The sequence below is a fragment of the Mycobacterium sp. SMC-4 genome (assembly GCF_050205565.1).
GTDB lineage: Bacteria > Actinomycetota > Actinomycetes > Mycobacteriales > Mycobacteriaceae > Mycobacterium.
The window spans coordinates 151,095-175,741 of sequence record NZ_JBNMQU010000005.1 but is presented as its reverse complement, the minus strand read 5'-3'; the positions used below and the strand labels follow the sequence as shown (position 1 = coordinate 175,741).

23 protein-coding genes are annotated in these 24,647 nt (G+C 68.0%); 4 read left to right on the top strand and 19 right to left on the bottom strand.

Translation table 11 applies throughout. The annotated features are described in order from the left end of the window. Window positions 1-108 precede the first annotated feature (108 nt). The 3 genes from meaB to mutA are packed head-to-tail and all read right to left on the bottom strand — an operon-like array spanning window position 109 to window position 5,245. The gene (meaB, locus tag ACQI46_RS11265; protein ID WP_427094070.1) at window positions 109-1,104 is read right to left on the bottom strand and encodes a methylmalonyl Co-A mutase-associated GTPase MeaB; all 996 of its coding nucleotides are present in this window, start codon (window positions 1,102-1,104) and stop codon (window positions 109-111) included. Beyond that, complete coding sequence (gene scpA, locus ACQI46_RS11260) at window positions 1,105-3,360, bottom strand: methylmalonyl-CoA mutase (RefSeq protein ID WP_427094069.1); 2,256 nt, start codon at window positions 3,358-3,360, stop codon at window positions 1,105-1,107. It lies immediately after the preceding gene. Between the two features lies 1 nt (window position 3,361). Further along, on the bottom strand, window positions 3,362-5,245 hold the full coding sequence (gene mutA / locus ACQI46_RS11255) for a methylmalonyl-CoA mutase small subunit (RefSeq protein ID WP_427094068.1): 1,884 nt from the start codon (window positions 5,243-5,245) through the stop codon (window positions 3,362-3,364). Between the two features lie 105 nt (window positions 5,246-5,350). Here mutA and ACQI46_RS11250 point away from each other — a divergent pair, with 105 nt between their 5' ends. Further along, window positions 5,351-6,073 carry a TVP38/TMEM64 family protein gene (locus ACQI46_RS11250; protein ID WP_427094067.1) on the top strand — a complete coding sequence of 241 codons (723 nt, stop codon included), beginning with the start codon at window positions 5,351-5,353 and terminating at the stop codon, window positions 6,071-6,073. Here the strand turns inward: ACQI46_RS11250 and ACQI46_RS11245 are convergent. The 3 genes from ACQI46_RS11245 to ACQI46_RS11235 are packed head-to-tail and all read right to left on the bottom strand — an operon-like array spanning window position 6,070 to window position 8,068. Then, complete coding sequence (locus ACQI46_RS11245) at window positions 6,070-6,426, bottom strand: DoxX family protein (RefSeq protein WP_427094066.1); 357 nt, start codon at window positions 6,424-6,426, stop codon at window positions 6,070-6,072. The two genes, ACQI46_RS11250 and ACQI46_RS11245, sit on opposite strands and share 4 nt — an antisense overlap. A 4-nt stretch (window positions 6,427-6,430) precedes the next feature. Further along, window positions 6,431-7,618: an SPFH domain-containing protein gene (locus ACQI46_RS11240; protein WP_427094065.1), complete on the bottom strand. Its 1,188-nt coding sequence runs from the start codon at window positions 7,616-7,618 to the stop codon at window positions 6,431-6,433. A 15-nt stretch (window positions 7,619-7,633) separates the two neighbouring features. Beyond that, complete coding sequence (locus ACQI46_RS11235) at window positions 7,634-8,068, bottom strand: NfeD family protein (protein WP_427094064.1); 435 nt, start codon at window positions 8,066-8,068, stop codon at window positions 7,634-7,636. 59 nt (window positions 8,069-8,127) lie between these two features. Between ACQI46_RS11235 and ACQI46_RS11230 the strand changes: the two genes are divergently transcribed. Continuing rightward, the gene (locus ACQI46_RS11230; protein WP_427094063.1) at window positions 8,128-8,985 is read left to right on the top strand and encodes a hypothetical protein; all 858 of its coding nucleotides are present in this window, start codon (window positions 8,128-8,130) and stop codon (window positions 8,983-8,985) included. A 4-nt stretch (window positions 8,986-8,989) separates the two neighbouring features. Here ACQI46_RS11230 and ACQI46_RS11225 read toward each other — a convergent pair whose 3' ends face one another. From ACQI46_RS11225 to ACQI46_RS11185, 9 genes are all read right to left on the bottom strand, one after another. Continuing rightward, window positions 8,990-10,027, bottom strand: coding sequence for a ferrochelatase (locus ACQI46_RS11225; RefSeq protein WP_427094062.1), 1,038 nt, complete (start codon window positions 10,025-10,027; stop codon window positions 8,990-8,992). A gap of 9 nt (window positions 10,028-10,036) precedes the next feature. Continuing rightward, window positions 10,037-10,846, bottom strand: coding sequence for an NADH-dependent enoyl-ACP reductase InhA (inhA, locus tag ACQI46_RS11220; protein ID WP_427094061.1), 810 nt, complete (start codon window positions 10,844-10,846; stop codon window positions 10,037-10,039). A gap of 18 nt (window positions 10,847-10,864) precedes the next feature. After that, the gene (gene fabG1, locus ACQI46_RS11215; protein ID WP_427094060.1) at window positions 10,865-11,623 is read right to left on the bottom strand and encodes a 3-oxoacyl-ACP reductase FabG1; all 759 of its coding nucleotides are present in this window, start codon (window positions 11,621-11,623) and stop codon (window positions 10,865-10,867) included. Between the two features lie 43 nt (window positions 11,624-11,666). Continuing rightward, window positions 11,667-12,674, bottom strand: coding sequence for a VWA domain-containing protein (locus ACQI46_RS11210; protein WP_427094059.1), 1,008 nt, complete (start codon window positions 12,672-12,674; stop codon window positions 11,667-11,669). A gap of 21 nt (window positions 12,675-12,695) precedes the next feature. After that, window positions 12,696-13,619: a DUF58 domain-containing protein gene (locus tag ACQI46_RS11205; protein WP_427094215.1), complete on the bottom strand. Its 924-nt coding sequence runs from the start codon at window positions 13,617-13,619 to the stop codon at window positions 12,696-12,698. A gap of 58 nt (window positions 13,620-13,677) precedes the next feature. Further along, on the bottom strand, window positions 13,678-14,835 hold the full coding sequence (locus ACQI46_RS11200; protein ID WP_427094058.1) for an AAA family ATPase: 1,158 nt from the start codon (window positions 14,833-14,835) through the stop codon (window positions 13,678-13,680). A gap of 175 nt (window positions 14,836-15,010) precedes the next feature. After that, window positions 15,011-15,697, bottom strand: coding sequence for an NlpC/P60 family peptidoglycan endopeptidase RipB (gene ripB, locus ACQI46_RS11195; protein ID WP_427094214.1), 687 nt, complete (start codon window positions 15,695-15,697; stop codon window positions 15,011-15,013). Window positions 15,698-15,701: 4 nt separating this feature from the next. Next, a complete protein-coding gene (ripA, locus tag ACQI46_RS11190) occupies window positions 15,702-17,138 on the bottom strand; it encodes an NlpC/P60 family peptidoglycan endopeptidase RipA (protein ID WP_427094057.1) in 1,437 nt (478 codons plus the stop codon). 209 nt (window positions 17,139-17,347) lie between these two features. Continuing rightward, complete coding sequence (locus ACQI46_RS11185; protein ID WP_427094056.1) at window positions 17,348-17,884, bottom strand: DUF6676 family protein; 537 nt, start codon at window positions 17,882-17,884, stop codon at window positions 17,348-17,350. A gap of 190 nt (window positions 17,885-18,074) precedes the next feature. On the opposite strand from ACQI46_RS11185, the gene ACQI46_RS11180 reads away from it, so the two are divergent. After that, window positions 18,075-20,894 carry an aconitate hydratase gene (locus ACQI46_RS11180; RefSeq protein WP_427094055.1) on the top strand — a complete coding sequence of 940 codons (2,820 nt, stop codon included), beginning with the start codon at window positions 18,075-18,077 and terminating at the stop codon, window positions 20,892-20,894. 10 nt (window positions 20,895-20,904) lie between these two features. Then, window positions 20,905-21,468: a TetR/AcrR family transcriptional regulator gene (locus ACQI46_RS11175; RefSeq protein WP_427094054.1), complete on the top strand. Its 564-nt coding sequence runs from the start codon at window positions 20,905-20,907 to the stop codon at window positions 21,466-21,468. On the opposite strand, the gene ACQI46_RS11170 is transcribed toward ACQI46_RS11175, so the two are convergent. From ACQI46_RS11170 to trxA, 4 genes are all read right to left on the bottom strand, one after another. Beyond that, complete coding sequence (locus ACQI46_RS11170; protein ID WP_427094053.1) at window positions 21,469-21,663, bottom strand: helix-turn-helix domain-containing protein; 195 nt, start codon at window positions 21,661-21,663, stop codon at window positions 21,469-21,471. It lies immediately after the preceding gene. A gap of 63 nt (window positions 21,664-21,726) precedes the next feature. Further along, on the bottom strand, window positions 21,727-23,355 hold the full coding sequence (locus ACQI46_RS11165) for an ABC-F family ATP-binding cassette domain-containing protein (protein ID WP_427094052.1): 1,629 nt from the start codon (window positions 23,353-23,355) through the stop codon (window positions 21,727-21,729). 82 nt (window positions 23,356-23,437) lie between these two features. Then, complete coding sequence (locus ACQI46_RS11160; RefSeq protein ID WP_427094213.1) at window positions 23,438-24,283, bottom strand: enoyl-CoA hydratase; 846 nt, start codon at window positions 24,281-24,283, stop codon at window positions 23,438-23,440. After that, a complete protein-coding gene (gene trxA, locus ACQI46_RS11155; RefSeq protein WP_427094051.1) occupies window positions 24,280-24,642 on the bottom strand; it encodes a thioredoxin in 363 nt (120 codons plus the stop codon). Before trxA ends, ACQI46_RS11160 begins: the two co-directional genes overlap by 4 nt. Between the last annotated feature and the right edge of the window lie 5 nt (window positions 24,643-24,647).

Sequence of the window (24,647 nt, the reverse complement as noted above, 5' to 3'; positions counted from 1 at the left end):
GTTGGGGTCCGCAGCGCCGCGGACCCCGCGCGGGAGATTATTGACGCCTGTCACAATGAGGTCAATCTACCCTGTGACGCGGCTAACAAAACGAGAGTTATCGATTCGTTAGTCGGCGGACGTCAGAGGGGCTTCCACCGCATCGAGCAGGTGCTGCGCAGCAAGTGCCGGAGTGAGCGTTCCGTCGCGCACCTGGCGCTCCACGTCGCCGCGGATCGCCCGCACCCCCGGGCTCGACAGCACCCGGTCGAGCACCGTGTCCCGCACCATCGACCACGTCCACTCGACGTTCTGGGCCCGGCGGCGGGCCTCGAACTCGCCGGCTTCGGTGAGCACATCGCGGTGCCTGAGGACGGTCTCCCACAGCTCGGCCAGCCCGGTGCCCTCGAGCGCACTCATGGTCAAGACCGGTGGGCGCCACAGCGTCTCGCGCGGATAGATCAACCGGATCGCGCCGCTGAGTTCCCGTGCCGCGGCCTTGGCCTCGGTGGCGTGTGCGCCGTCGGCCTTGTTGACCACGATGATGTCGGCGAGCTCGAGCACACCCTTCTTGATGCCTTGGAGCTGGTCACCGGTGCGCGCCAAGGTCAGGAACACGAACGTGTCAACCATGTTCGCCACGGTCACCTCGGACTGCCCGACACCGACGGTCTCGACCAGGATGACGTCGTAACCGGCAGCTTCGAGCAGCACGATGGTCTCGCGGGTGGCCTTCGCGACGCCGCCCAGCGTGCCGGAGGTCGGCGACGGCCGGATGTACGCATCGGGATGGACCGCCAGCCGCGCCATGCGGGTCTTGTCGCCCAGGATCGAGCCACCCGTCCGCGTCGACGACGGGTCCACCGCCAGCACCGCGACGCGGTGTCCGCGCTCGATGACATGCATGCCCAGCGCCTCGATCGACGTGGACTTGCCGACGCCCGGAACACCGGTGATGCCGACGTGCAGCGCGCTGCCGGCGTCGTCGGTGAGTTCCAGCAGCAGTTCCTGAGCGCGCTCCCGATGGTCGGGACGCGTCGACTCCACCAGCGTGATGGCGCGCGCCAACGCTGAGCGGTCCCGACCGCGGAGCGCCGCGGCGAGTTCGCTGACCGGCCGGCTCATCTAGCTCAAGCTGTAGCCGAGGCGGTCGGCGAGTTTGTTGAGCAACCCGATCGCGGCGTCGGCGATCACGGTGCCGGGCGGGAAGATCGCCGTGGCCCCGGCCGCGTAGAGCTCGTCGAAGTCGCCGGGCGGAATGACACCTCCGACCACGACCATGATGTCGGGCCGGCCGACCTCGGCCAGCGCGTCACGCAGTGCGGGCACCAGCGTCAGGTGTCCCGCCGCCAGCGACGACACCCCGACGACGTGCACGTCGTTGTCGGCGGCCTGGCGGGCGACCTCGTCCGGTGTGGAGAACAGCGAGCCCACGTCGACGTCGAACCCGATGTCGGCAAACGCGGTCGCGATGACCTTCTGTCCGCGGTCGTGACCGTCCTGGCCCATCTTGGCCACCAGGATGCGGGGACGCCGGCCGTCGGCCTCGGCGAACTTCTCGACCAGTTCGGTTGCGCTGCTGACGTTGCTGGCCATCCCCACCTCGTCTCGGTACACCCCGGCGATGGTCCGGATCTCGGCCTGGTGCCTGCCGTAGACCTTCTCCAACGCGTCGGATATCTCGCCGACGGTGGCCTTCGCCCGCGCTGCGTTGATGGCCAGGGCCAGCAGGTTGTTGCCGAGGCCGTCTTCTCCGGCGGTGCCGGAAGCGGCTGCGGCGCGGGACAATTCGGCCAGCGCGGCCTGGGTCGCGGCGTCATCGCGTTCGGCGCGCAGCCGCTCGAGCTTGGCGATCTGCTCGGCCCGGACACGGCTGTTCTCGACCTTGAGGACCTCGATCTCGTGGTCCTCGTCCACCTGGTACTTGTTGACGCCGATGACCGGCTGCTGACCGGAGTCGATGCGCGCCTGCGTGCGCGCGGCGGCTTCCTCGATCCGCAGCTTGGGGATGCCGTCGCTGATCGCCTGCGCCATGCCGCCGTGTTCGGCGATCTCCCGGATGTGGCCCCGCGCCTTGTCGGCCAGCTGATGGGTGAGCCACTCGACGTAGTACGAACCGCCCCACGGGTCGATCGGCCGGGTGGTGCCCGACTCCTGTTGCAGCAGCAGCTGCGTGTTGCGCGCGATGCGCGCGGAGAAGTCGGTCGGCAGGGCCAGCGCCTCGTCGAGGGCGTTGGTGTGCAGCGACTGGGTGTGGCCCTGGGTGGCGGCCATGGCCTCGATGCACGTGCGGGCGACGTTGTTGAACGCGTCCTGGGCGGTCAGCGACCAGCCTGAGGTCTGCGAATGTGTGCGCAGGGACAGCGATTTGGGGTTCTTCGCGCCGAACTCCGCGACGAGCTCGCTCCACAGCAGGCGGCCGGCGCGCAGCTTGGCGACCTCCATGAAGAAGTTCATCCCGATGCCCCAGAAGAAGGACAGCCGCGGGGCGAACTTGTCGATGTCCAGCCCGGCGTCCAGCCCGGCCTTGATGTACTCCACCCCGTCGGCCAGCGTGTAGCCCAGCTCGAGGTCGGCGGTGGCCCCGGCTTCCTGGATGTGGTAGCCGGAGATCGAAATGCTGTTGAACTTCGGCATTTTCGCGCTGGTGTAGCCGAAGATGTCGGAGATGATCCGCATCGAGGGCTTCGGCGGGTAGATGTAGGTGTTGCGGACCATGAACTCTTTGAGGATGTCGTTCTGAATGGTCCCGGCGAGCTTCTCCGGAGGCACACCCTGTTCCTCGGCGGCCACCACGTACAGCGCGAGGATGGGCAGCACCGCGCCGTTCATCGTCATCGACACCGACACCGCGGACAGGTCGATTCCGTCGAAGAGCTGACGCATGTCGAGGATGGAGTCGATCGCCACACCGGCCATGCCGACGTCGCCCGCCACCCGGGGGTGGTCGGAGTCGTACCCGCGGTGGGTGGCCAGGTCGAACGCCACCGACAGACCCTTCTGACCGGCGGCGAGGTTGCGCCGGTAGAACGCATTGGATTCCGCGGCGGTGGAGAACCCGGCGTACTGCCGGATGGTCCACGGCTGGTTGACGTACATCGTCGGATAGGGGCCGCGCACGAAGGGCGGTTCGCCGGGCACGCTGTCGAGCGGGTAGCCGGCCTGCACGACGTCATCACGGTCGGCGCCGAGGTAGATCGACTTGACGTCGATGCCCTCCGGCGTCTCCCACGTCAGCTGTTCGGCGGTGTACCCGTGGGTGGTCGCGGCCGCCTCGAACAGCTCTGCGGCCTCCGAGGGGGTCGGCGCCGGTGTCTCGGCGCCCCCGTACAGCGAGACCTCGGCGAAGCTGTCGATCTTGCGGGGTTCGGTTGCAGTCATGTCATGCCCCCAATCGGGTCAGCAGGTCCGCCAGAGCTTCGACCGCATCGATCTTCGCGGTCAGATAGCCGTCGGGTTTGGTCGCGGCCTCGGCGACCGCCTTCTCCGGTCCGGCCAGCAGCAGGTGGCGCACACCGGCGGCACGCGCCGCGTCGACCACACCCGCGACCTCGTCGGCGTACCGGGCGTCGGTACCGCAGATGACGGCGACGTCGTCGACGCCGGCGTCGGCGACCGCAGCGGCGACGCCGTCGGCCTGCAGCGGTCCCGGATTGACGGCTTCGATTCCGCCGGCTGCAAGCAGATTCGCCGCGAAGGTGGTTCGGATGTTGTGCTCGGCCAACGGTCCCAGCGGCAGCAGCAGCGCCTTGGGGCGGGAACCCTTGTCGGCCAGGAACGTGTCCGAACGGTCACGTAGCGCTTCGAACGCCGCGGCGTAGCGGTGCACGTCCGGCAGTGGATCGCCTTGCGGGAGCGGCGCTTCCCCGAGGTCGGGGAACTCGTTGACGCCGGTCAGCGCAGTCCGGCGGTGGGCGATGTCACCGGAACGGCTGTTCGCCACCTCCGCGATGCGTTCGGTGATCAATCCGCCGGCCGCGCCGAATCCGCCTGCGGCTTCGATGTCCTGGAAGTGCGACCACGCCTGCTCGGCGACCCGGCGCGTGAGATCCTCCACGAACCACGATCCGCCGGCGGGGTCGAGCACCTGCCCCAGGTGCGACTCCTCGAGCAGCAGCAGCTGCGTGTTGCGGGCGATGCGGCGCGCGAAACTGCGCGCGGTGCCCGGGAATCCGCCGTCGATGGCGACATCGAAAGGATGGACCTGCACGGTGTCGGCACCGCCCACTCCCGCGGCGAACGCGGCCACCGTGGTACGCAACATGTTCACCCAGGGGTCGCGCCGGGCCATCATGGCCAGCGAGGTTTCGGCGTGCACAGTTGCCGCGCCGGCCGCGGGCTCACCGAGCACCTCGGCGACCCGGGCCCAGAGTTGGCGGGCGGCACGCAGTTTGGCGATGCCGAGGAACTGGTCGTCGTCGACGGAGAACCGGAAGCTGATCTGCGCGAGCGCATCCTTGGCCGACAGGCCCGCATCGGTGAGCGCACGCAGGTAGGCCACACCGGCGGCCACTGCCGCACCGAGTTCCCAGGATGCGTTGGCGCCGAGGTCGTGCAGCGTCGGGCCGTCGACGGTGATGGTGCGGACGTGCCCGGCGTAGTCGCCGACGCTGCGCGCCACCTCGACGACCTCGGACAGCACGGGCGTCACCCGGCCGACCAGCGCCGCGGTCAGCGGATCAGCGCCGAGATCGATCGACAGTCGCGAGCGCTGGTCGTCGTCGAAGTCGGCCAGCAGCGCCAGCAGTTCGTCGATCGTCGCGCGCAGCGTGGCGCCGTCACCGGCGATGTCGGCGATGACCGGCACCAGATCCAGGAAAACCCCGTCGAGCAGCCGGCGCAGCTCGGTGGGCAGGACTCCGGGCCGCGCGGGACCGTGGTCGCCGATCCGCAGGATCAGTGCGCTGATGCCTTCGGTCAGCCCCAGCAGCACCGCACCGTTGGCCTGGTCGACACCGGCGTCGTCGACCGGGAAGAGTTCGGCGACCTTCCAACCCGCCTTGACGTCGCGCAGGGCGTCCCCGCCGCGGGTGAACGGCCAGCGCCCCGGCAGGGGCGGTTCGGCCAACTCGTCGACGCGGGTGTACAGCGGCCGGATGGCGAAGCCCTCATAGGTCTCAGAATCGAGCAGCCGTTCCGGTTCGGCGGGCAGATCGGCGGGGTCTCGCCGCGTGGACTTGGCCAGCACGCCCGCCACCGCGGAGCGCCAGCGGTCGAGATCGGAATCGAGTACTCCCCCGGCAGCGCCGGCGCTGGGTTTCTGCACGCCATCAGGCTAAATGATGGGTCTGGCGGTAGTGAATGCCGGTCGCCCGACGCGGGCCTTCGCCGGCACCTGTTTCCGCCTGCGCTCCCCGTAAGGTATGGAGTCGTGAAACCCGTCGTCAGCACGTTGCGCACCGTCGGCGCGGCAGTGGTGACCACCGTCGCAGCAGTACCGCGGACGCGGCTGGCGGCCGGTTTGACCGGCATTGTGATTCTCGTCGCAGTTGCGGTGTGGGTTCCGCTCCCCACTGCGATCCAGCTGCGGGACTGGGCGACATCGGTCGGCGCCTGGTTTCCGCTGGCGTTCCTGGCCGCGCACGTCGCCGTCACGGTGTTCCCGTTTCCACGCACGGCGTTCACCTTGGCCGCGGGTCTGCTGTTCGGTCCGTACATCGGCATCCCGATCGCGGTGGCCGCCAGCACGGTCAGCGCCGTCATCGCCGTGGTGCTGGTGCGGGCGGCCGGATGGCAGCTGAGCAGGCTCCCCGACCACCCCCGGATCGATGCACTCGACGCCCGGCTCCGCCAGCGTGGTTGGGCGGCGGTCATGGCGATGCGGTTGATCCCGGCCGTGCCGTTCTCGGTGTTGAACTATGCGGCGGGCGCCTCGGCGGTGCGGCTGCTCCCGTACACGGTGGCCACCCTGGCGGGCCTGCTTCCCGGCACCGCAGCGGTCGTGATCCTCGGCGACGCACTGACCGGGCGGGTCAATCCGCTGCTGGTCCTGATCTCGGTGTGCACGGCCGGCATCGGCATCGCCGGGCTGGCCTTCGAGCTGCGCAGTCACCGCCGGGCTGACACCGAGTCGCGATGCGGCTCGCTGAGTTAGACCTCCGCCGGGCCTTTCGCCGTCAGCGCGGCGTAGAGCACGAGGAACGACGACGACGCCACCAACCCGGGACTCCAGTCCCGGGCTCGCACATGCGACCCGGCCGCCAGCACGAAGTAAACGGTCAGCAGGAACGTCGTCACGCGCGCGAGCGTCGGATAGCGAAACACCGACAGCAGACCCACCGCCGACGCTGCCTTCACCACCGGTAGCACCGGCCAGAACCGCTTGGGCAGCCGGACGCTCGTGAGCGCGTCTTCGATCGGCGCGATGGGTCCGACGCACGCGGCCGCGTCGAGCGCCTGGATGGCCGCCAGCGCGGCGTAGGTGCGGGTCGAGTTCAGCGCGGCCACGGCACTACTCCGCGGGCTTGTCGGCCGGCTGCTGCTGTGTCGAGGAGCCCAGCTGCACCGGCGGTGGCGTCGACGACAGCAGGCCGGGTCCCTCGACCGGTGAGCGCGCCTCGGCTTCGGCGCGTGCGACCGCATGGGCGATCGCCGGATCGGTCTGGGTGTCGAACCAGTCGGCGACCTCGTCGGAGTCGTCGGCCGCCGCAGCGTCGTCGACCGGTGAGGGGGTGTAGCGGAACACGCCGTCCTCGCCGGGTGCGCCCAGCAACTTGGTGAAACCCTGCAGCGCGGTACCGAAGTCGCTGGGGATCACCCACACCTTGTTGGCTTCCCCCTTGGCCATCTCCGGCAGCGTCTGCAGATATTGGTAGGCCAGTAGTTCGGGGGTGGGCCGGCCGGCCTTGATCGCGGCGAAGGTCTTCTCGATCGCCTTGGCTTCACCTTGGGCGCGCAGATACTGGGCGGCCCGTTCACCCTGGGCGCGCAGGATCCTGGATTGCCGCTCGGCTTCGGCTGACAGGATGGCGGCCTGTTTGGCACCCTCGGCGGCCAGGATCTGCGCCTGCTTCTGACCTTCGGCCTGCTTGATCGCGGACTCGCGGTTGCCTTCGGCGGTCAGGATCATGGCGCGCTTCTCGCGATCGGCGCGCATCTGCTTTTCCATCGAGTCCTGGATCGACGGGGGTGGATCGATGCTGCGCAACTCGACGCGGGCGACGCGCAGGCCCCAGCGGTTGGTGGCTTCGTCGAGCACACCACGCAGCGCGGTGTTGATCTGGTCCCGCGAGGTCAGCGTCTGCTCCAGCGTCATGCCGCCGACCAGGTTGCGCAGTGTGGTGGTGGTCAGCTGTTCGACACCGACGATGTAGTTGCTGATCTGGTACACCGCGGCCTGCGGGTTGGTGACCTGGAAGTACACCACGGTGTCGATCTGCACCGTCAGGTTGTCCTCGGTGATCACCGGCTGCGGCGGAAAGGACACCACCCGCTCGCGCAGGTCCACCCTGGCGCGGATCTTGTCGACGAACGGGAGCAGCAGCGTCAGCTGACCCGACACCGTCTTGCTGTAGCGGCCCAACCGTTCGATCACCGCTGCCTCGGCCTGCGGGATCAGCGCGACCGACTTGGCCACGATGATCGCTGCGAACAGAACCAGCACGGCCAGCAGGATCAGTCCTGCGACGGCACCATCCACGACGGGCTCCTTCTGCTAGTCGATTTTGACGACCTTCGCGGTGGCGCCGTCGATGTGCACGACGGTCACCTGGTCGCCCGGTTCGAAGACATCGTTCTCGTTCAGGGGTCGTGCCGTCCAGACCTCGCCGTCGAGCTTGACCTGACCGCTGTGGGCGCCCACCCGGTCGAGCACCAGCGCGCTGCGGCCCTCGAGCGCCTTGACCGGCTCGGGCAGGCCGGTACCGGATTGCAGCCGCCGACGCAGCGCGGGCCGAACCGCAACCAACAGCAGCACCGATACGAGCGCGAACACCGCACCGTCGGCCCAGATCGGCCAGTTCAGCAGCCAGCTGGTGGCCGCGGCGGCGAGCGCACCCCCGCTGAGCATCAGGAGGAAAAGATCGCCGGTGAGGGCTTCGGCACCGGCGAGCGCAAGGGCTGCGATCAGCCAGATCAGCGCAACGGGCATGTGACTCAGCCTACGCGCAACCGGCCCTGCGGGCGGTCAACAACTACACTGCAGCCATCATGTGGTGTCCGAGTGTTTCGCTGTCGGTGTGGGCCAACTCGTGGTTGGCCGGTGCCGCCGCGCCCGACGATGTGCTGGATGCGTTATCTCAATGGGCGCCAAAGCATTCGGTGACCGCCTACGATTCGACCGCTGCGGAGCGAACCGGTCTGGCGTGGCCTGACCTCGACGATGCGGGCGCGGTTTCGCTGCTGCAGACCATGCGGACCGCCGCCGGCCGGGGCACGTCGGGCCCCGCGATCTCGGTGGCCCTACCCATTCCCGGGGATGTTCGCGGGATACCGCCGGGAACGCAGTTCGGCCGCGATGCGATCACCGCGGGTGAAGCGATCCTGGTGACGAATCCGCACGGCGCGGTGGGGCTGGTGCCCGACTTCGAATATCCCGCTGACCCTGACCTCGAGGCGGACGACGAGTTCGAGGTCGAACTGTCGGCGTTGTCGTGGACGGTGTACTCGCTCGAGCACGTCGCACATACCCCGCACGTGGAGCTCGGCGAGGCCGAGTACCAGCTGCGAGACGCGGTGCGCAGCGCGGCCGACGCGCTCGGGACGTTACGGGCCGGCGCTTCCGGCAGCGAGGTCGCCGATCCCCGCATGCTGGTCGAGCAGGTACTCGAATCCGTTCTGGTGCACCGTATTCCCGATCACGCGCCTACCCGCGCGGTGCGGGTGCTGGAGAACGCCGCGCACGTCGACGCGATCATCACCGTGAGTTCGGGGCTCATCCCGAGTGGGCTGCAGAGCTCCTCGGAGGTTCAGCTGGCCGGCGACGCGCTGCGGCCGTTGATCTCCGTGGTCCGGTCGGCGCGGCTGGCCGCAGTCGATGCGATCCTGCATTCCGCTTGGCGCAGTTAGGGTTTCACGCCTCGCAAGCAGGAGTGCACAGTGCTCCGTTGACCGTGCAGCCGTAGCTCGGCACCACTTCGGGATCGCCTGCGCGCAACGGGGCCGAGCCGTTCTCCAGCTCGTCGATCAGATCGACCACCAGCTGGGCGAAGCGCGGGTGGGCGTTCGGAGTCAGTGCGCGCGCGTAGGCGATCCCGGCCTCGGCGGCCTGCTCGGCCACCTCGTTGTCCAGATCCCAGACCACCTCGATGTGGTCGGCGACAAATCCGATCGGGCACACGATCACAGCCTCGACGTCGCTGCGTGCCAACGACTCGAGGTGGTCGCCGACGTCGGGTTCCAGCCACGGCACCTGCGGCGGCCCGGATCGCGATTGCCACACCTGGTCGTAGTCGGCGAAGCCGGCGGCCTGTGCCACCAGGGCCGAAGCGTGGGCGACCTGCCGCTGGTAGAGATCCGGTCCGCATCTGGACGCGGCGCGCAACGGGATCGAATGGGCGGTGAACACCAGGCGGGCACCGGCGCGCACCTCGGCAGGCAACTGGGCGGCCGCCTCGGCGATGGCATCGGCGAACAGCCGGATGAGCAGCGGGTGGTCGAAATACTGGCGCAGCCTGGTCAGTTCGGGCCCGCCCGGTCCTGCGGCGGCCCGGGCGCGGGCGATGTCCTCCTGGTACTGGGTGCAGCCCGAGTAGCCGCCCCATGCGGAGGTGGCGAACACCGCTGCACGACGAACACCGTTGTCGCGCATCTGTTTCACCGTGTCCTCGACGAACGGGTCCCAGTTGCGGTTGCCGAAGTAGACCTGCAGTTCCCGGCCGCGGCGGGCCAGTTCGGCCTCGATCGCGGTGATCAGGTCACGGTTGATCCCGTTGATCGGTGACACGCCGCCGAAATGCAGGTAGTGCTCGGCGACGGACTTCAGCCGCTCGCGCGGTATCCCCCGGCCGCGGGTGACGTTCTCCAGGAACGGCATGACCTGGTCCGGTCCTTCGGGTCCGCCGAACGACAACAGCAGCAGGGCGTCGAACGACGGGGCGGGGGAAGACATGTCAGCTCACTACAACAACTGGGTGCTGGCGCCGCCGTCGGCGAAGATCACGGTGCCCGTGGTGGCGGGCAGCCAGTCCGACAGCAGGGCGCACACCGTCTTGGCGACCGGGGTGGGATCCTTCATGTTCCATCCCAACGGAGCCCGCTGGTCCCAGCCCTCCTCGAGCAGCTGCATCTGGGCGCCGGCTTCCTCACCGAGCGCTCCGCCGACGATCGCGCTCATCGCCAGCGTCCGGATGGGGCCTGCGGCAACAAGGTTGGAGCGGACCCCGACCTTGCCCGCTTCGCGGGCGACGAACCGGTTCACCGACTCCAGCGCACTCTTGGCGACGGTCATCCAGTTGTAGGCGGGCATGGCGCGCGTCGGGTCGAAGTCCATGCCGACGATGCCGCCGCCGGGATTCATGATGGGCAGCACCGCCTTGGCCAGGGAGGCATACGAATACGCCGAGATGTGAATGCCTTTGGAGACATCCTCGTACGGCGCGTCGAAGAACGGGTTGATGCCCATACCGGTCTGCGGCATGAAACCGATCGAGTGCACGACGCCGTCGAGCTTGTTGCCCTCGCCGATCACCTCGGTGACGCGGTCGGCGAGCGTGTCCAGGTGCTTTTCGTTCTGCACGTCGAGTTCGAGCAGCGGCGGCTTCGACGGCAGCCGGTCGAGAATGCGCTCGATCAGGCGCATCCGGTTGAATCCGGTGCACACGATCTCTGCGCCCGCCTCCTGGGCGACCTTGGCGATGTAGAACGCGATCGAGCTGTCGGTGATGATCCCCGTGACGAGGATCCGCTTGCCTTCGAGAATGCCTGCCATTGTGAAAGTCCTTACTGGTTAGTGGCCCATGCCCATGCCGCCGTCGACGGGGATCACCGCGCCGGCGATGTAACTCGCGTCCTCTGACGCCAGGAAGCTGACCGCCCCGGCGACCTCTTCGGCGGTCCCGACGCGTTTGGCCGGGATGAAGTCCAGCGCGCCCTTCTGGATGCGCTCGTCGAGCGCGCGGGTCATCTCGGTGTCGATGTAGCCGGGCGCGACCACGTTGGCGGTGACGTTGGCTTTGGACAGTTCCCGCGAGATGGAGCGGGCCATGCCGATCAGACCGGCTTTGGCCGCGGCGTAGTTGGCCTGGTTGCCGATGCCCCACATGCCGGAGACCGAGCCGATGTAGATGATCCGGCCGAATCGCTTGCGCTGCATGCTGCGTGACGCGCGCTGAGTGACCCGGAACGCCCCGGTGAGGTTCGCATTGATGACCTCTTCGAACCGGTCTTCGGTCATGCGCATCAGGAACGCATCCTTGGAGATGCCGGCGTTGGACACCAGGACCTCGACGGGGCCCTGGTGTTCCTCGACCTCGGTGAAGGCGCGGTCGACGGCCGCGTTGTCGGTGACGTCGCACTCGACGCCGAACAAGCCCTCCGGGGCGCCGGACCCACGGTGGGTGACCGCGACCTTGTGGCCGTCGGCGGCCAGGCGTTGCGCGATCGCCAGACCGATGCCACGGTTGCCGCCGGTCACCAGCACCGAACGCGACACGAAGGCGGGACGGCCGCCCACGGATTCCTCGGCGCTGCTCTCCGTTGAAGTCATGACCGCCAACTTAGTCGTTGCGCCGTGTTCTTAAGAAATCGCCTTAGTTGGGCAGTCGCCGGTTGATCAGCAACGCGGCCAGCGCCGCGCCGGCCAGTACCAGCGCGCCCAGGCGCAGCCAACCCACGCTCGCGTCACCCTTGATCGTCTCGAAGCCGATCTGCTCCTGCAGGTCGGTGAAGACGGCCTTGAGCTGCTCGAGGCTCGACGCCGTGAACGCCTCGCCACCGGAGAGTTCGGCGATCTTCGCCAGCATCTCGTCGTCGACCGGAACGGGCTGGCGCTGATCGTTGATCTCGACGTAGCCGTAGGGCGTGCCGAACGACACCGTCGAGATCGGCACACCCTGGTCCTTGGCCGTCCGGGCCGCGGTGTAGGCGCCCTTCGGGTTGTCCGGGTTCGACGGCACCGTCTCTTTGCCGTCGGACATCAGCACGACTCGGGCGGGCGGCGGTTCGTCGCCGCCGCCGATGACCGCGCCGACGGTGGCGATGGCCTGCAGCGCGGTGAAGATGCCTTCACCGGTGGCGGTGCGGTCGGCCAGCTGGAGCTTGTCGATGGCGTTCTTGGTCGACTCGCGGTTGGTGGTCGGTGAGACCAGCACCGTCGCGGTGCCGGCGTAGGAGATCAACCCGAGGTTGATGCCGGGGGTGAGCTGGTCGGCGAACTGCTTGGCGGCTTCCTGCGCGGCATTCAACCGGTTCGGGGCGACGTCGGTGGCGCGCATCGACTGCGACACGTCGATCACCAGCATCACCACCGCCCTGTTGCGCGGGATGCGTACGTCATGGGTGGGGCCGGCCATCGCGATGGTGAACGACACCAGCGACAGGATCAGCAGCGTCGCGGGCAGATGACGGAAGCGACTGGGCCGTTTGGGGGCAACGCTCTCGAGCAGCTCCATGTTCGCGAAGCGCAGCATCCGCTTGTGACGAGCCAGCTGCACCACGATGTAGAGCGCGATCAGCCCGATCACCACGATGAAGAACAAGAAGAACCAGGGGTGTTCGAACCCCGTCAGCGACATCGGTCCGAAAAACGGTAAAGTCATGTGCTAGTTGTCTTTTCGTTTCTATCGGGCAGCCAGGGCGCCGCGCCGGCGGCTCGCCACGAAGCGCACCACGTCGGCGATCCAATCCCGGTCGGTGCGCAGCGTCAGCAGCGGGGCGTCGCAGCGGCGCAGCGTGCGGGCCACGTCGGCGCGGTGGGCGGCGGCCGCTTGGGCGAAGTCGGCACGCAGTTGCTCGTCGATGGTGAACTCACGGGTCCGGCCGGTCTCGGTGTCCTGCAGGACGACGTCTCCGACCGCCGGCAGTTCGACGTCGCGGGGGTCGAGGATCTCGATGCCCAGGACTTCGTGGCGGCCGGAGATGGCCCGCAGCGGGCGCATCCAGTTGATCGGCCCGAGGAAGTCGCTGATGATGACCGCCATCCCACGACGACGCTCGGGCCGGCGCAGCGCGTCGATCGCCGCGGCGAGATCACCGCGTACGCCGACCGGCGCCCGCGGGGTCGTGGCGATGGCGCGGAGCAGCTCCTGTTCGTGCATTCGTCCCGACAGGGCCGGTACCCGGCGCATCTCGTTGCCGTTGGAGATGATGGCGCCCAACCGGTTTCCACCGCCGCTGTTGAGGAATGCGATGGCCGCCGCCGCGGCGACGGCCAGGTCGCGCTTCTCACAGCCCGCGGTACCGAAGTCCAGGCTGGCCGACATGTCGACCACCAGCCAGGTCTCGAGTTCGCGGTCGGCGATCATCTGCCGGACGTGGGGTTGGGTGGTGCGCGCGGTGACCGACCAGTCCATGCGGCGGACGTCGTCGCCGGGCTGGTAGGCGCGCGACTCCCCCGGCTCCGAGCCGGGCCCGGGCAGCAGACCGAGATGGTCGCCGTGCAGCACCCCGTCGAGCTTGCGGCGCACCGTCAACTCGAGCTTGCGCAACGCGGCGGTCAGCGCGGGGTCGCGGATCTCGCCGCGCTGCAGGGACGGCAGGTCCACGCCGCGACGCGGCCGGTCCGAGGATTCGGAAGGTGAAGTCACTCCAGGCCTCGGCGGGTCAGCGGCTCGCCGCAGCCGCCGCCGACGGAACCACCGGCGGCACCGCGTGACCCTGCTGCGGAATGGCGTTGACCTGAGGCAGCGCCACGGTCTGCAGGATGCGGTTGACCACCGTCTCCGACGAGATCTCGTCGGCCAACGCGTCGTAGGTCAGCACCAGCCGGTGACGCAGCACGTCGGGAATGATCTCCACGACGTCCTGCGGGATGACATAGTCGCGTCCCCGGACCAGGGCCAGCGCGCGCGATGCGGCGATGATGCCCAGCGACGCGCGCGGCGAGGCGCCGTAGGCGATCCACGCCTTCGCGTCGGGCATACCGAACTTCTCCGGCTCACGGGTGGCGGTGACGATGCGCACGACGTAGTCGACCAGCGCGTGGTGGACGAACGTGTTGGCCGCGACGTCCTGCAGGCGCAGCAAATCGTTGGTGGTCAGGATCGCTTTGGGCTCCGGGGGTTTGACGCCCATCCGGTAGATGATCTCGCGCTCTTCCTCCGGCGACGGGTAGTCGACGTTGAGCTTGAACAGGAAGCGGTCGCGCTGCGCCTCGGGCAGCTGGTAGACGCCCTCCTGCTCGATCGGGTTCTGGGTGGCCATCACCAGGAACGGGCTGGGCAGCGGGAACGTGCGGCCGCCGATGGAGATCTTGCGCTCGGCCATGACCTCCAGCAGCGCCGACTGCACCTTGGCGGGCGCGCGGTTGATCTCGTCGGCGAGCAGGAAGTTGACCACCACGGGCCCGAGCTCGATGTCGAACTCCTCTTTGCCCTGTCGGTAGATCCGGGTGCCGACGATGTCGGTGGGCACCAGGTCGGGGGTGAACTGGATGCGCGCGAAGGTGCCGCCGACGACCTTGGCGAACGTCTCGACGGCCAGCGTCTTGGCGACACCGGGCACGCCTTCGAGCAGCACGTGCCCCTTGGCCAGCAGGCCGACGAGCATCCGCTCGACGAGTTGGTCCTGGCCGACGATGATGCGCTTGACCTCGAAGATGGCCCGCTCGAGGGTGTGTACCTCGTTCTGCAGTCCGTTGGACTGCGGCTGGCCCGACGGTGGCGGGGCCGCGGCGGCGTGCGCACCGGCGGAGGGGCCCTGCGACGGGGCCTGTCCGGGATATCCGCCAGCGCCCTGGGACGGCCCACTCGGTGAGGTCATCAACGTTCCTTCCACATGTGCAGTACATGTCGGTGTGCTCAGGCGCCGGCCGATCGGGCCGAGCGCTCGTCGTCAACTATTCCAGGCGGGTCGGCATCCGTCGACGCCGCCCGGCGGCGCGCCGTCTGCCGCAGCGGCTTTCACCAGCCGCGCTCAGCGCAGGCTCAGGTGGCGCTCAGGATTCGATGATGCGGGCGACGTGCGGCTGCAATCCCGCCGTGCGGACCGGGCTCACGGTGACCTTGCCGGCGCTGCCCGAGGACTCCAGCATCTTGCCGTTGCCCAGGTAGATCGCGACGTGCTGGCTGCCGCCGGGACCCCAGAACAGGAGGTCGCCGCGCTTGGCTTGGGACAGCGGCACCTTGCGGCCGGTGTTGTACTGGTCGCCGGAGTACTTCGGGATCAGCACCCCGACGCCGGCGTACGAGAACTGGGTGAAGCCCGAGCAGTCGTAGCCGACGGTGTTGGCGCCGGAGTCGATGCCGCGACTGGGTCCGGTCGGCTTGCCGCCGCCCCACGAATACGGCGTGCCCATCTGGCTGCCGCCGCGGCGGATGACGTACTCGATGGCCGCCGGACCGCGCACGAAGCCCGGGGCCACGGTGGCCGGCGCATCCTTGGGTGCCAGGCCGATGGTCTGCAGAAACTTGCGACCGAGGTCCATCGTGACCTGGGTGGCCTGGGCCGTGGCGGCCAGCGACGCGTTGGCGATCGCCAACGGGTCGCCCGGGGCGCCGGCACTGATGAGCTTGGGCAGAGTCGGATCCCACTGGCCGGCCTCGGGCTGCGCGCCCGCGGGTACCGCCGTGCCGATGAGCACGGCAGCGGCTGCGATCAGGGACAGGACAAGACGACGCAACAGACGATCACCACTCGATCATTCGGACGGCGAACGGGGTCATACCGCTGGTGCGCACCGGCGAGATCTTGACCACCGAACCGGTGTAGGGGGCTTCGAGCATCTGGCCGTCGCCCAGGTACATCGCGACGTGCTGGCTGCCGTTGGGGCCCCAGAAGAGCATGTCGCCGCGCCGCATCTCCGACGACGGGACTTTGCGGCCCGCGTTGTACTGCGAGCCGGAGTAGTGGTCGAGCTTGATGCCGACACCGGCGAACATGTAGAGCATCAGGCCCGAGCAGTCGAAGCCGACGGTGTTCGCGCCGCGGTCGATGCCGCGGCTCGGGCCGGCCGCGTTGCCGCCGCCCCACGAGTACGGCACACCCATCTGCGACATGCCGCGCTTGATGATGTACTCGGTGGCCTGCCGGCCGTAGACCCGCGGGATGGCGCCGTTGGTGATGCCGGTCGGCGTCGGAAGGAGGCCCAGGCTCTGCAGGAACTTGCGGCCCAGGTTCTGGGTGATCTCGAACGACGTCGTGATGATCTTGATGACCGCGTTGATGATCTGGATCGGGTCGCCGCTGACGAACGCGCTGGGGATCTGCGGCAGCGTCATGTCCCAGGCGGTCTCGCGGTTGCCGGTGGCCGGATCGACGTCCCAGTCCGGGTTGGCGCCGCCCGGCGCCGGACCGCCGGCGGGTGCACTGCCGGCCGCCGAAGTGCTCGACCCGGTCGGCGCGGCCGCCGGGGCGGGCGCCGACGGCGCGGCCAGTGATTGAGCTTGCCGCAGCTTGGCCTGCGCCTCGGCACGCTCGGCGGAGAGGCGGTCGAGCTCGGCCTGCTGTGCCTGGAAGGTCTGCTGCGCCTGGGTGAGCGCTGCCACGGCGTCCTGCTGGCTGGACTCGGCCGCCTTGACGGCATCGTCGGCCTGCTGCTTGGCCAGCCGTGCGGCCGATTCCTTGTTGACCTGTTCGGTGCGGGCCTTGAGAAGGTCGGACATCACCTTCTGCGAGCTGATCGACAAGGTCTGGCCGGCAGCGGCCGTGCTGAGGATGTCGGCCGGGTCGGCCGCGGTCAGATACGAACTCGACGGGCCGCGGGTGTACATCGCCGCGGCGAAGGTGTCGAAGCGGCGCTGCGCCGCGGCGATCGCGGCGTCGGCCTCTTTGACGCGTTGGGCACTGGCGTCGACTTCGCCCTGCGCCGCCGCAGCGGCGTCGCGGGCGTTGGCCACGTCCAGGATCGCCTTGTTCACGCTTTCCTGTTGCGTCTGGATCGCCGCGCCCAGGTTCTGCAATTTCTGATTGACGTCGGCCACTTCGATCACGAGTTGGGCGACGTCGTTGTTCTTGGGTTGCGCCTGCGCCAGGTGTGGGGTCGTGACGACCATGCCGAACGCCAACGACACCGCGCACAGCCGCGAAGCGGAGGCGCCGCCGGGGATGCGTCTCATCCGATTCAAATCTCCTCAGGCTCCACGCGAACGTGTCGGCACTTTCACGGCGCCGTCACAGGAGTCACAAATAGAACAACTGCAACATGCGGCGCCGATTGCACCGTACGTCACTTCTGACGCTGAAGAAACTTTTGTAACAAATTACAACAATGTAATTGCGAACGGCGTTATCAAACGGTTATCTCTTGGTTGGCCGGATATCCGCCCGCAGTCGATCAGACCTGTTCGGAGGCGGTTTCTGCAGGCGCCTGCCGTTTGCTCCACCGCTGCAGCATTCGGGTCCCCACCACCGCCAAAGTCACCGCCAAAACGAGCACAATGGTGAATGGCGTCCAGGGAAAGTGCGGCGTTGTCAACTCGCCGAGAAAATTCTTCGACGACTGCACGGAGTTGCCGGTTCGGGCCAGGTCCTGGCCGGCCTCCAGGGTCACGCGATCGAAGGTCGGACTGTAGGTGCCGACGAAACTCGGGCTCAGCGCCAACACCGTCGAGCCCGGGTACGCCATGCCGACCTCGGTGGCGATATCGCGCAGCGGGGTGTCCACCGGCGGATTGAAATCGATGACGACGATCTTGAGGTCGATGCCCTCGTCGCGCGCCTGGCTGACGACGTCGCGCAGCGCCGGCACGTCGGCCTCCGCCGTGGGCGGGACGCTGACCCCGTCGTCGGCGACGTCGGCTTTGACATCCTCGATGTCGACCTCCGGCGGAATGTAGGCCGGCAGATGCGGAATCCAGAGCGGTCCGGTCACGACAAGCAAGGTACGCGACCGCGCGACACACCCGAGCGCGACACGGGCGGCGGGGCGTTTCGTCGTCGCCGCTCGGGTACCCAGGGGGCGTCCCATCTGCCCTGGGATTACTTACAGGACAAGCGTACTGTTAGAGTATGAGCGCCGCGGCACAGCCCGCCGCGGCGAATTGATCAAGCCGGGAGTTGATGTGAGCAGCACGAATTCATCCGTGAACTCGTTCGGAGCAAAAGACACGCTCGAAGTTGGAGACAAGAGCTACGAGATCTACCGCCTCGACGCCGTGCCCGGCGCCGACAAGCTGCCCTACAGCCTCAAGGTGCTCGCGGAGAACCTGCTGCGCACCGAGGACGGGGCCAACATCACCAAGGACCACATCGAGGCCATCGCGAACTGGGATCCCTCGGCCGACCCGAGCATCGAGATCCAGTTCACCCCGGCCCGCGTGGTCATGCAGGACTTCACCGGCGTGCCGTGCATCGTCGACCTCGCCACGATGCGCGAGGCGATCGCCGACCTCGGCGGCGATCCCGAGAAGGTGAACCCGCTGGCACCGGCCGACCTGGTGATCGACCACTCCGTGATCGCCGACCTGTTCGGCCGCGCCGACGCGTTCGAGCGCAACGTCGAGATCGAGTACCAGCGCAACGGCGAGCGCTACCAGTTCCTACGTTGGGGCCAAGGCGCATTCGACGACTTCAAGGTGGTGCCGCCCGGCACCGGCATCGTGCACCAGGTCAACATCGAGTACCTGGCGCCGGTGGTGATGGAACGCGACGGCATCGCCTACCCGGACACCTGCGTGGGCACCGACAGTCACACCACGATGGTCAACGGCCTGGGTGTGCTGGGCTGGGGCGTGGGCGGCATCGAGGCCGAGGCCGCCATGCTGGGTCAGCCCGTGTCAATGCTGATCCCCCGCGTCGTCGGCTTCAAACTCACCGGCGAGCGTCAGCCCGGCGTGACCGCCACCGACGTGGTGCTCACCGTCACCCAGATGCTGCGCGAGCACGGCGTCGTCGGCAAGTTCGTCGAGTTCTACGGCGAAGGCGTCGCCGAGGTGCCGCTGGCCAACCGCGCCACCCTGGGCAACATGAGCCCCGAATTCGGCTCCACCGCAGCCATTTTCCCCATCGATGAGGAAACCATCAGCTACCTGCGGTTCACCGGGCGCAGCGAGGAACAGCTCGCGCTGGTGGAGGCCTACGCCAAGGCCCAGGGCATGTGGCACGACCCGTCGCGTGAGCCCAAGTACTCCGAGTACATCGAGCTGAATCTGTCGGAGGTCGTCCCGTCCATCGCCGGCCCGAAGCGTCCGCAGGACCGCATCGCGCTCAACGAAGCCAAGGCCGCCTTCCGCCGGGACATCACCGACTACGTCGAGAACGGCGAACTCAACGGGGAGTACTCCGAACTCGACGAGGCCATCGACGACACGTTCCCCGCCAGCGACCCGGTGCGCAACACCGAGTTCCTGTCCAACGGGGCGCCTGCGCACGTCGAGAGCGCCGCCACCGAGCCGGACGGCCGGCCCAGCAAGCCGGTCACCGTGAAGACCGACGAGTACGGCGAGTTCGTCCTCGACCACGGCGCGGTGGTCATCGCGGCCATCACGTCCTGCACGAACACGTCCAACCCCGAGGTCATGCTCGGGGCGGCGCTGCTGGCCAAGAACGCCGTCGAGAAGGGCCTGACCACCAAGCCGTGGGTCAAGACCACGATGGCCCCGGGCTCACAGGTGGTCACCGATTACTACGACAAGGCCGGGCTGTGGCCGTATCTGGAGAAGCTGGGCTTCTTCCTCGTCGGCTACGGATGCACCACCTGCATCGGTAACAGCGGGCCGTTGCCCGAGGAGATCAGCAAGGCCGTCAACGACAACGACCTGGCGGTCACCGCCGTGCTCTCGGGCAACCGCAACTTCGAGGGTCGCATCAACCCCGACGTGAAGATGAACTACCTGGCTTCACCGCCGTTGGTCATCGCCTACGCGCTGGCCGGGTCGATGGACTTCGACTTCGACAACACCCCGTTGGGCAAGGACTCGGACGGCAACGAGGTGTACCTGCGCGACATCTGGCCGTCGCAGTCCGACATCACCGACACGATCGCCAACGCGATCAGCCAGGAGATGTTCACCAAGAACTACGCCGACGTGTTCAAGGGTGACGAGCGGTGGCGCAATCTGCCCACGCCGAGCGGCAACACCTTCGAGTGGGACCAGGACTCGACGTACGTGCGCAAGCCTCCGTACTTCGACGGCATGCCCGCCGAGCCGGAGTCTGTCAGCGACATCTCGGGCGCGAGAGTCCTTGCGCTGCTGGGTGATTCGGTCACCACCGACCACATCTCCCCTGCCGGCAGCATCAAGCCGGGCACCCCGGCCGCGAAGTACCTCGACGAGCACGGCGTCGACCGGGCGGACTACAACTCCTTCGGGTCGCGTCGCGGCAACCACGAGGTGATGATCCGCGGGACGTTCGCCAACATCCGGTTGCGCAACCTGCTGCTCGACGACGTGTCCGGCGGATACACGCGCGACTTCACCAAGGGCGGCGAGCAGGCGTTCATCTACGACGCCGCGCAGAACTACGCCGAGCAGAACATCCCGCTGGTGGTACTGGGCGGCAAGGAGTACGGCTCCGGTTCGTCGCGTGACTGGGCCGCCAAGGGCACGCGACTGCTCGGGGTGCGCGCGGTGATCTGCGAATCGTTCGAGCGCATCCACCGGTCGAACCTCATCGGCATGGGCGTCATCCCGCTGCAGTTCCCCGAGGGTGAGAACGCCTCGAGCCTGGGCCTGGACGGCACCGAGACCTTCGACATCACCGGTATCGAGGAGCTCAACAGCGGCAAGACCCCGAAGACGGTGCACGTGAAGGCCACGAAGGAAGATGGCAAGGCCATCGAGTTCGACGCCGTGGTGCGCATCGACACGCCCGGCGAGGCCGACTACTACCGCAACGGCGGCATCCTGCAGTTCGTGCTGCGCAACATGCTGAAGTCATAGACGTTCAGACATGCCCCGGGTGACCGACGATCACCTGGCGGCGCGCCGTCGCCAGATTCTCGACGGCGCCCGCCGGTGCTTCGCGGAATACGGATATGAGAACGCGACCGTGCGGCGGCTCGAACAGACCATCGGGCTGTCGCGCGGCGCGATCTTCCACCACTTCCGCGACAAGGACACGCTGTTCTTCGAATTGGCCCGTGAGGACGCCGAGCGGATGGCCGACGTGGCCGCTCGCGAGGGCCTCATCCAGGTGATGCGCGACATGCTGGCTGCGCCCGAACAGTTCGACTGGTTGGCCACACGGCTGGAGATCGCCCGCAAGCTCCGCAACGACCCGGCGTTCAGCCGGGGCTGGGCGGAGCGTTCGGCCGAACTGTCGGCAGCCACCAGTGAGCGGCTGCGCCGTCAGAAGCAGGCGGGTCGGCTGCGTGACGACGTACCCGGGGACGTGCTGCGCACGTACCTCGAGCTGGTGCTGGACGGCTTGGTGGCACGGCTGGCTTCGGGCGACGACCCCGACCGGCTCAGCGCGGTCCTCGACCTGGTGGAGGATTCAGTGCGTCAGCGCTGATCAGGCCGACTTGCGGCCGCGGTGGTTGGGCCCGCCGCGGCTGCGCATCGTCGCGCCGGATTCGCGAAGCATGCTGTGGATCGACCCGTAGGAGTGTCCGGTCGACGCTACGAGGGTGCGGATGCTCGCGCCGCTCTCGTAGGCGTTGCGGAGCTCGTTGATCAACTGATCCCTGTTTTTGTTGTCCTTTTTCATCGACGCCCTCCCGCAGATGTGCTCGCGACCGATTACCCCGCGGGAGAAGCGTTGACACGTGGGTCAGGCGAGCTCGATGAGATCCCGGTACTCGTCGGACCAGAAATCCTCGGTGCCGTCGGGAAGCAGCAGCACACGCTGCGGGTTGAGCGCCTCGGCGGCGCCGGGGTCGTGGGTCACCAGCACCACTGATCCCGCGTAGCTGCGCAGCGCGTCGAGCACCTGCTCGCGGGAGGCCGGGTCCAGGTTGTTGGTCGGCTCGTCGAGGAGCAGCACGTTGGCCGTCGATGCGACCAGGCCCGCCAGCGCGAGCCGGGTCTTCTCCCCGCCGGACAGTGTGCCTGCGGGTTGATCGAGCTGAGCGCCGCTGAACATGAACGCGCCCAACAGTCCCCGCAGGTCCTGTTCCCCGGTATCGGGGGCGGCGTGGCGGATGTTCTCCCACACCGTCGCGAGGTTGTCGAGGGTGTCGTGCTCCTGCGCGAAGTAGCCGATCTTGAGCCCGTGACCGGGTTCCAATCCCCCGGCGTCGGGTTTCTCCACCCCCGCCAGCAGGCGCAACAGCGTGGTCTTTCCGGCGCCGTTGAGGCCGAGGACCACCACGCGGGAACCGCGGTCGATGGCCAGGTCCAGGCCGGTGAAGATCTCCAGCGATCCGTACGTCTTGGTCAATCCCTTGGCGATCAGCGGGGTCTTACCGCACGGCGCCGGGGTCGGGAACTTGATCCGCGCGACCTTGTCGGCCACCCGTTCCTCGTCGAGTGCAGCCAGCATCCGGTCGGCACGTTTCAACATGTTCTGCGCGGCAACGGCTTTGGTGGCTTTGGCCCCCATCTTGGCGGCCTGGGCGCGCAGCGCGGACGCCTTCTTCTCGGCGTTGGCGCGTTCCCGCCGGCGGCGCTGCTCGTCGGTGGCGCGCGCGTCGAGATACTTCTGCCAACCCATGTTGTAGACGTCGGCCTCACCGCGCACGGCATCGAGGAACCACACGCGGTTGACCACGTCGGCGAGCAGCTCGACGTCGTGGCTGATGACGACCAGCCCGCCGGTGTGGTTCTGCAGGAAGGTGCGCAGCCAACCGATCGAGTCGGCGTCGAGGTGGTTGGTGGGCTCGTCGAGCAGCAGGGTGGTGGCCGACCCGCTGCCGCCTTCGGAGGCGGCGAACAGGATGCGAGCCAGCTCCACGCGGCGCCGTTGACCGCCGGACAGCGTGCGCAGCGGCTGGGTCAGCACGCGGTCGGGCAGGCCGAGACTGGCACAGATCCGGCCGGCTTCGCTCTCGGCGGCATATCCGCCGAGGGCGGCGAACCGCTCCTCGAGCTGACCGTAGCGGCGCACCGCCTTGTCGCGGGCGGCGTCGTCGGCGACCTCGGCCATCAACGCCTGCTGCTTTTCCAGGTCCGAGAGCAGGGTGTCCAGCCCGCGCGCCGACAAGACCCGGTCGCGGGCGAGCATGTCGAGGTCACCCTCGCGGGGATCCTGTGGGAGGTAACCGATTTCGCCGGTCCGGGTGATCGTCCCCGCATAGGGTTCGCCTTCGCCGGCGAGAATGCGCATCGTCGTGGTCTTGCCGGCACCGTTGCGGCCGACGAGGCCGATGCGGTCGCCGGGCTGGACGCGCAGTGCAGAACCTTCGATGGAGAGCAGGGTGCGCGCTCCGGCGCGGACCTCGAGGTCCGTTGCGGTGATCACGCTGATGCTCCTGAGAAAACGAGGGTGGGGTTCGTCGGCAAGGCTAATGGCTCCGACCTGCCGGAAGCCAATCGATTACCGGTTACTTGTCGTCGGTGAAGTGCGCCGGGCGTCCCTCTTTGCGGGCCGCGACCGCTTCTTCGAAGTTGTTGGTCAACAGTCGGATGTAGAGCTGACCGAGACCTTCGGCCTGCATGTGTGACTCCAGCGAGCCGGCGTCCAGGCCACTCCACAACGTCCGCTTGGTCAGTTCGGTGCCGGGCCGCGAGAACCCGGCGATCCGCTCGGCCATCTCGAAACAGGTCTCCAGCAGCGCCTCGGCGGGCACCGTGCGGGACACCAGACCGATGCGCTCGGCCTCGTCGGCGTCGACGTCGCGCCCGGTCAGCATCATCTCGAACGCCCGGGACGAACCGATGGCGCGCGGCAACAGGTAGCTCAGTCCCAGTTCGCTGGCGGTCAGCCCGTTGTTGATGCCCGCGGCGCGGAAGTACGCCTCGGTGGAGGCGACTCGGATGTCGGCGGCGAGCGACAGACACAGACCGCCGCCGATCGCTGCTCCGTTGACCGCGGCGATCACCGGTTGGTGCAGTTTCCGCAGGCCGAGGATGACGTCGTCGAGCAGCTCCATGGACCGCAGCCCGAAGGTGGGGCGGGTCAGGCCGTCGACGTGCGGGACCGCGCCTGCCGACTTGTGGTCGGCTCCCGAGGAGAATCCCCGGCCGGCGCCGGTGAGGACGACGACGCGCACGTCGTTGTCGTAGGTCAGCTGCCCCAGCACGTCGCGCAGCGGGACCATGACGTCGAAGGCCATCGAGTTCATGCGCTCGGGACGGTTCAGCGTCACCAGGGCGACGTGCGGGCGCGGCCGCTCGACGAGGACGAACGGCTCAGGCGTGGTCACGCCTGCACGGTAACGGGCAATCAGCCCTGACCGTCCTCCTGGGCGGCGATCGCGGCGTCGATGTCGAACTCCTTGACCTTCTGGACCAGATCCTCCAGCGCGGCAGGGGGCAGCGCGCCGGCCTGGTTGAACACCAGCTTGCCCTTCTTGAATGCCATCAGCGTCGGGATCGAACGGATGTCGGCCGCGGCGGCGAGCTGCTGCTCGGCTTCGGTGTCGACCTTCGCGTAGACGACGTCAGGGTGCTTCTCCGACGATGCGGAAAAGGTAGGCGCGAATGCCTTGCACGGGCCGCACCACGACGCCCAGAAATCGACCAACACGATGTCGTTGTCGTTGATGGTGTCGTTGAATTCTTCGGCAGTGATGTCTCGGGTAGCCATGATTG

Excerpts from the sequence above, each read along its gene's own strand:
- ACQI46_RS11225 (WP_427094062.1), bottom strand. The coding sequence starts at position 10,027 with ATGTCTTCCCCCGCCCCGTCGTTCGACGCCCTGCTGCTGTTGTCGTTC.
- ACQI46_RS11210 (WP_427094059.1), bottom strand. The coding sequence starts at position 12,674 with ATGACTTTACCGTTTTTCGGACCGATGTCGCTGACGGGGTTCGAACAC.
- meaB (WP_427094070.1), bottom strand. The coding sequence starts at position 1,104 with ATGAGCCGGCCGGTCAGCGAACTCGCCGCGGCGCTCCGCGGTCGGGAC.
- ACQI46_RS11170 (WP_427094053.1), bottom strand. The coding sequence starts at position 21,663 with ATGAAAAAGGACAACAAAAACAGGGATCAGTTGATCAACGAGCTCCGC.
- inhA (WP_427094061.1), bottom strand. The coding sequence starts at position 10,846 with ATGGCAGGCATTCTCGAAGGCAAGCGGATCCTCGTCACGGGGATCATC.
- ACQI46_RS11200 (WP_427094058.1), bottom strand. The coding sequence starts at position 14,835 with ATGACCTCACCGAGTGGGCCGTCCCAGGGCGCTGGCGGATATCCCGGA.
- ACQI46_RS11175 (WP_427094054.1), top strand. The coding sequence starts at position 20,905 with ATGCCCCGGGTGACCGACGATCACCTGGCGGCGCGCCGTCGCCAGATT.
- ACQI46_RS11230 (WP_427094063.1), top strand. The coding sequence starts at position 8,128 with ATGTGGTGTCCGAGTGTTTCGCTGTCGGTGTGGGCCAACTCGTGGTTG.
- fabG1 (WP_427094060.1), bottom strand. The coding sequence starts at position 11,623 with ATGACTTCAACGGAGAGCAGCGCCGAGGAATCCGTGGGCGGCCGTCCC.
- trxA (WP_427094051.1), bottom strand. The coding sequence starts at position 24,642 with ATGGCTACCCGAGACATCACTGCCGAAGAATTCAACGACACCATCAAC.
- ACQI46_RS11235 (WP_427094064.1), bottom strand. The coding sequence starts at position 8,068 with ATGCCCGTTGCGCTGATCTGGCTGATCGCAGCCCTTGCGCTCGCCGGT.
- scpA (WP_427094069.1), bottom strand. The coding sequence starts at position 3,360 with ATGACTGCAACCGAACCCCGCAAGATCGACAGCTTCGCCGAGGTCTCG.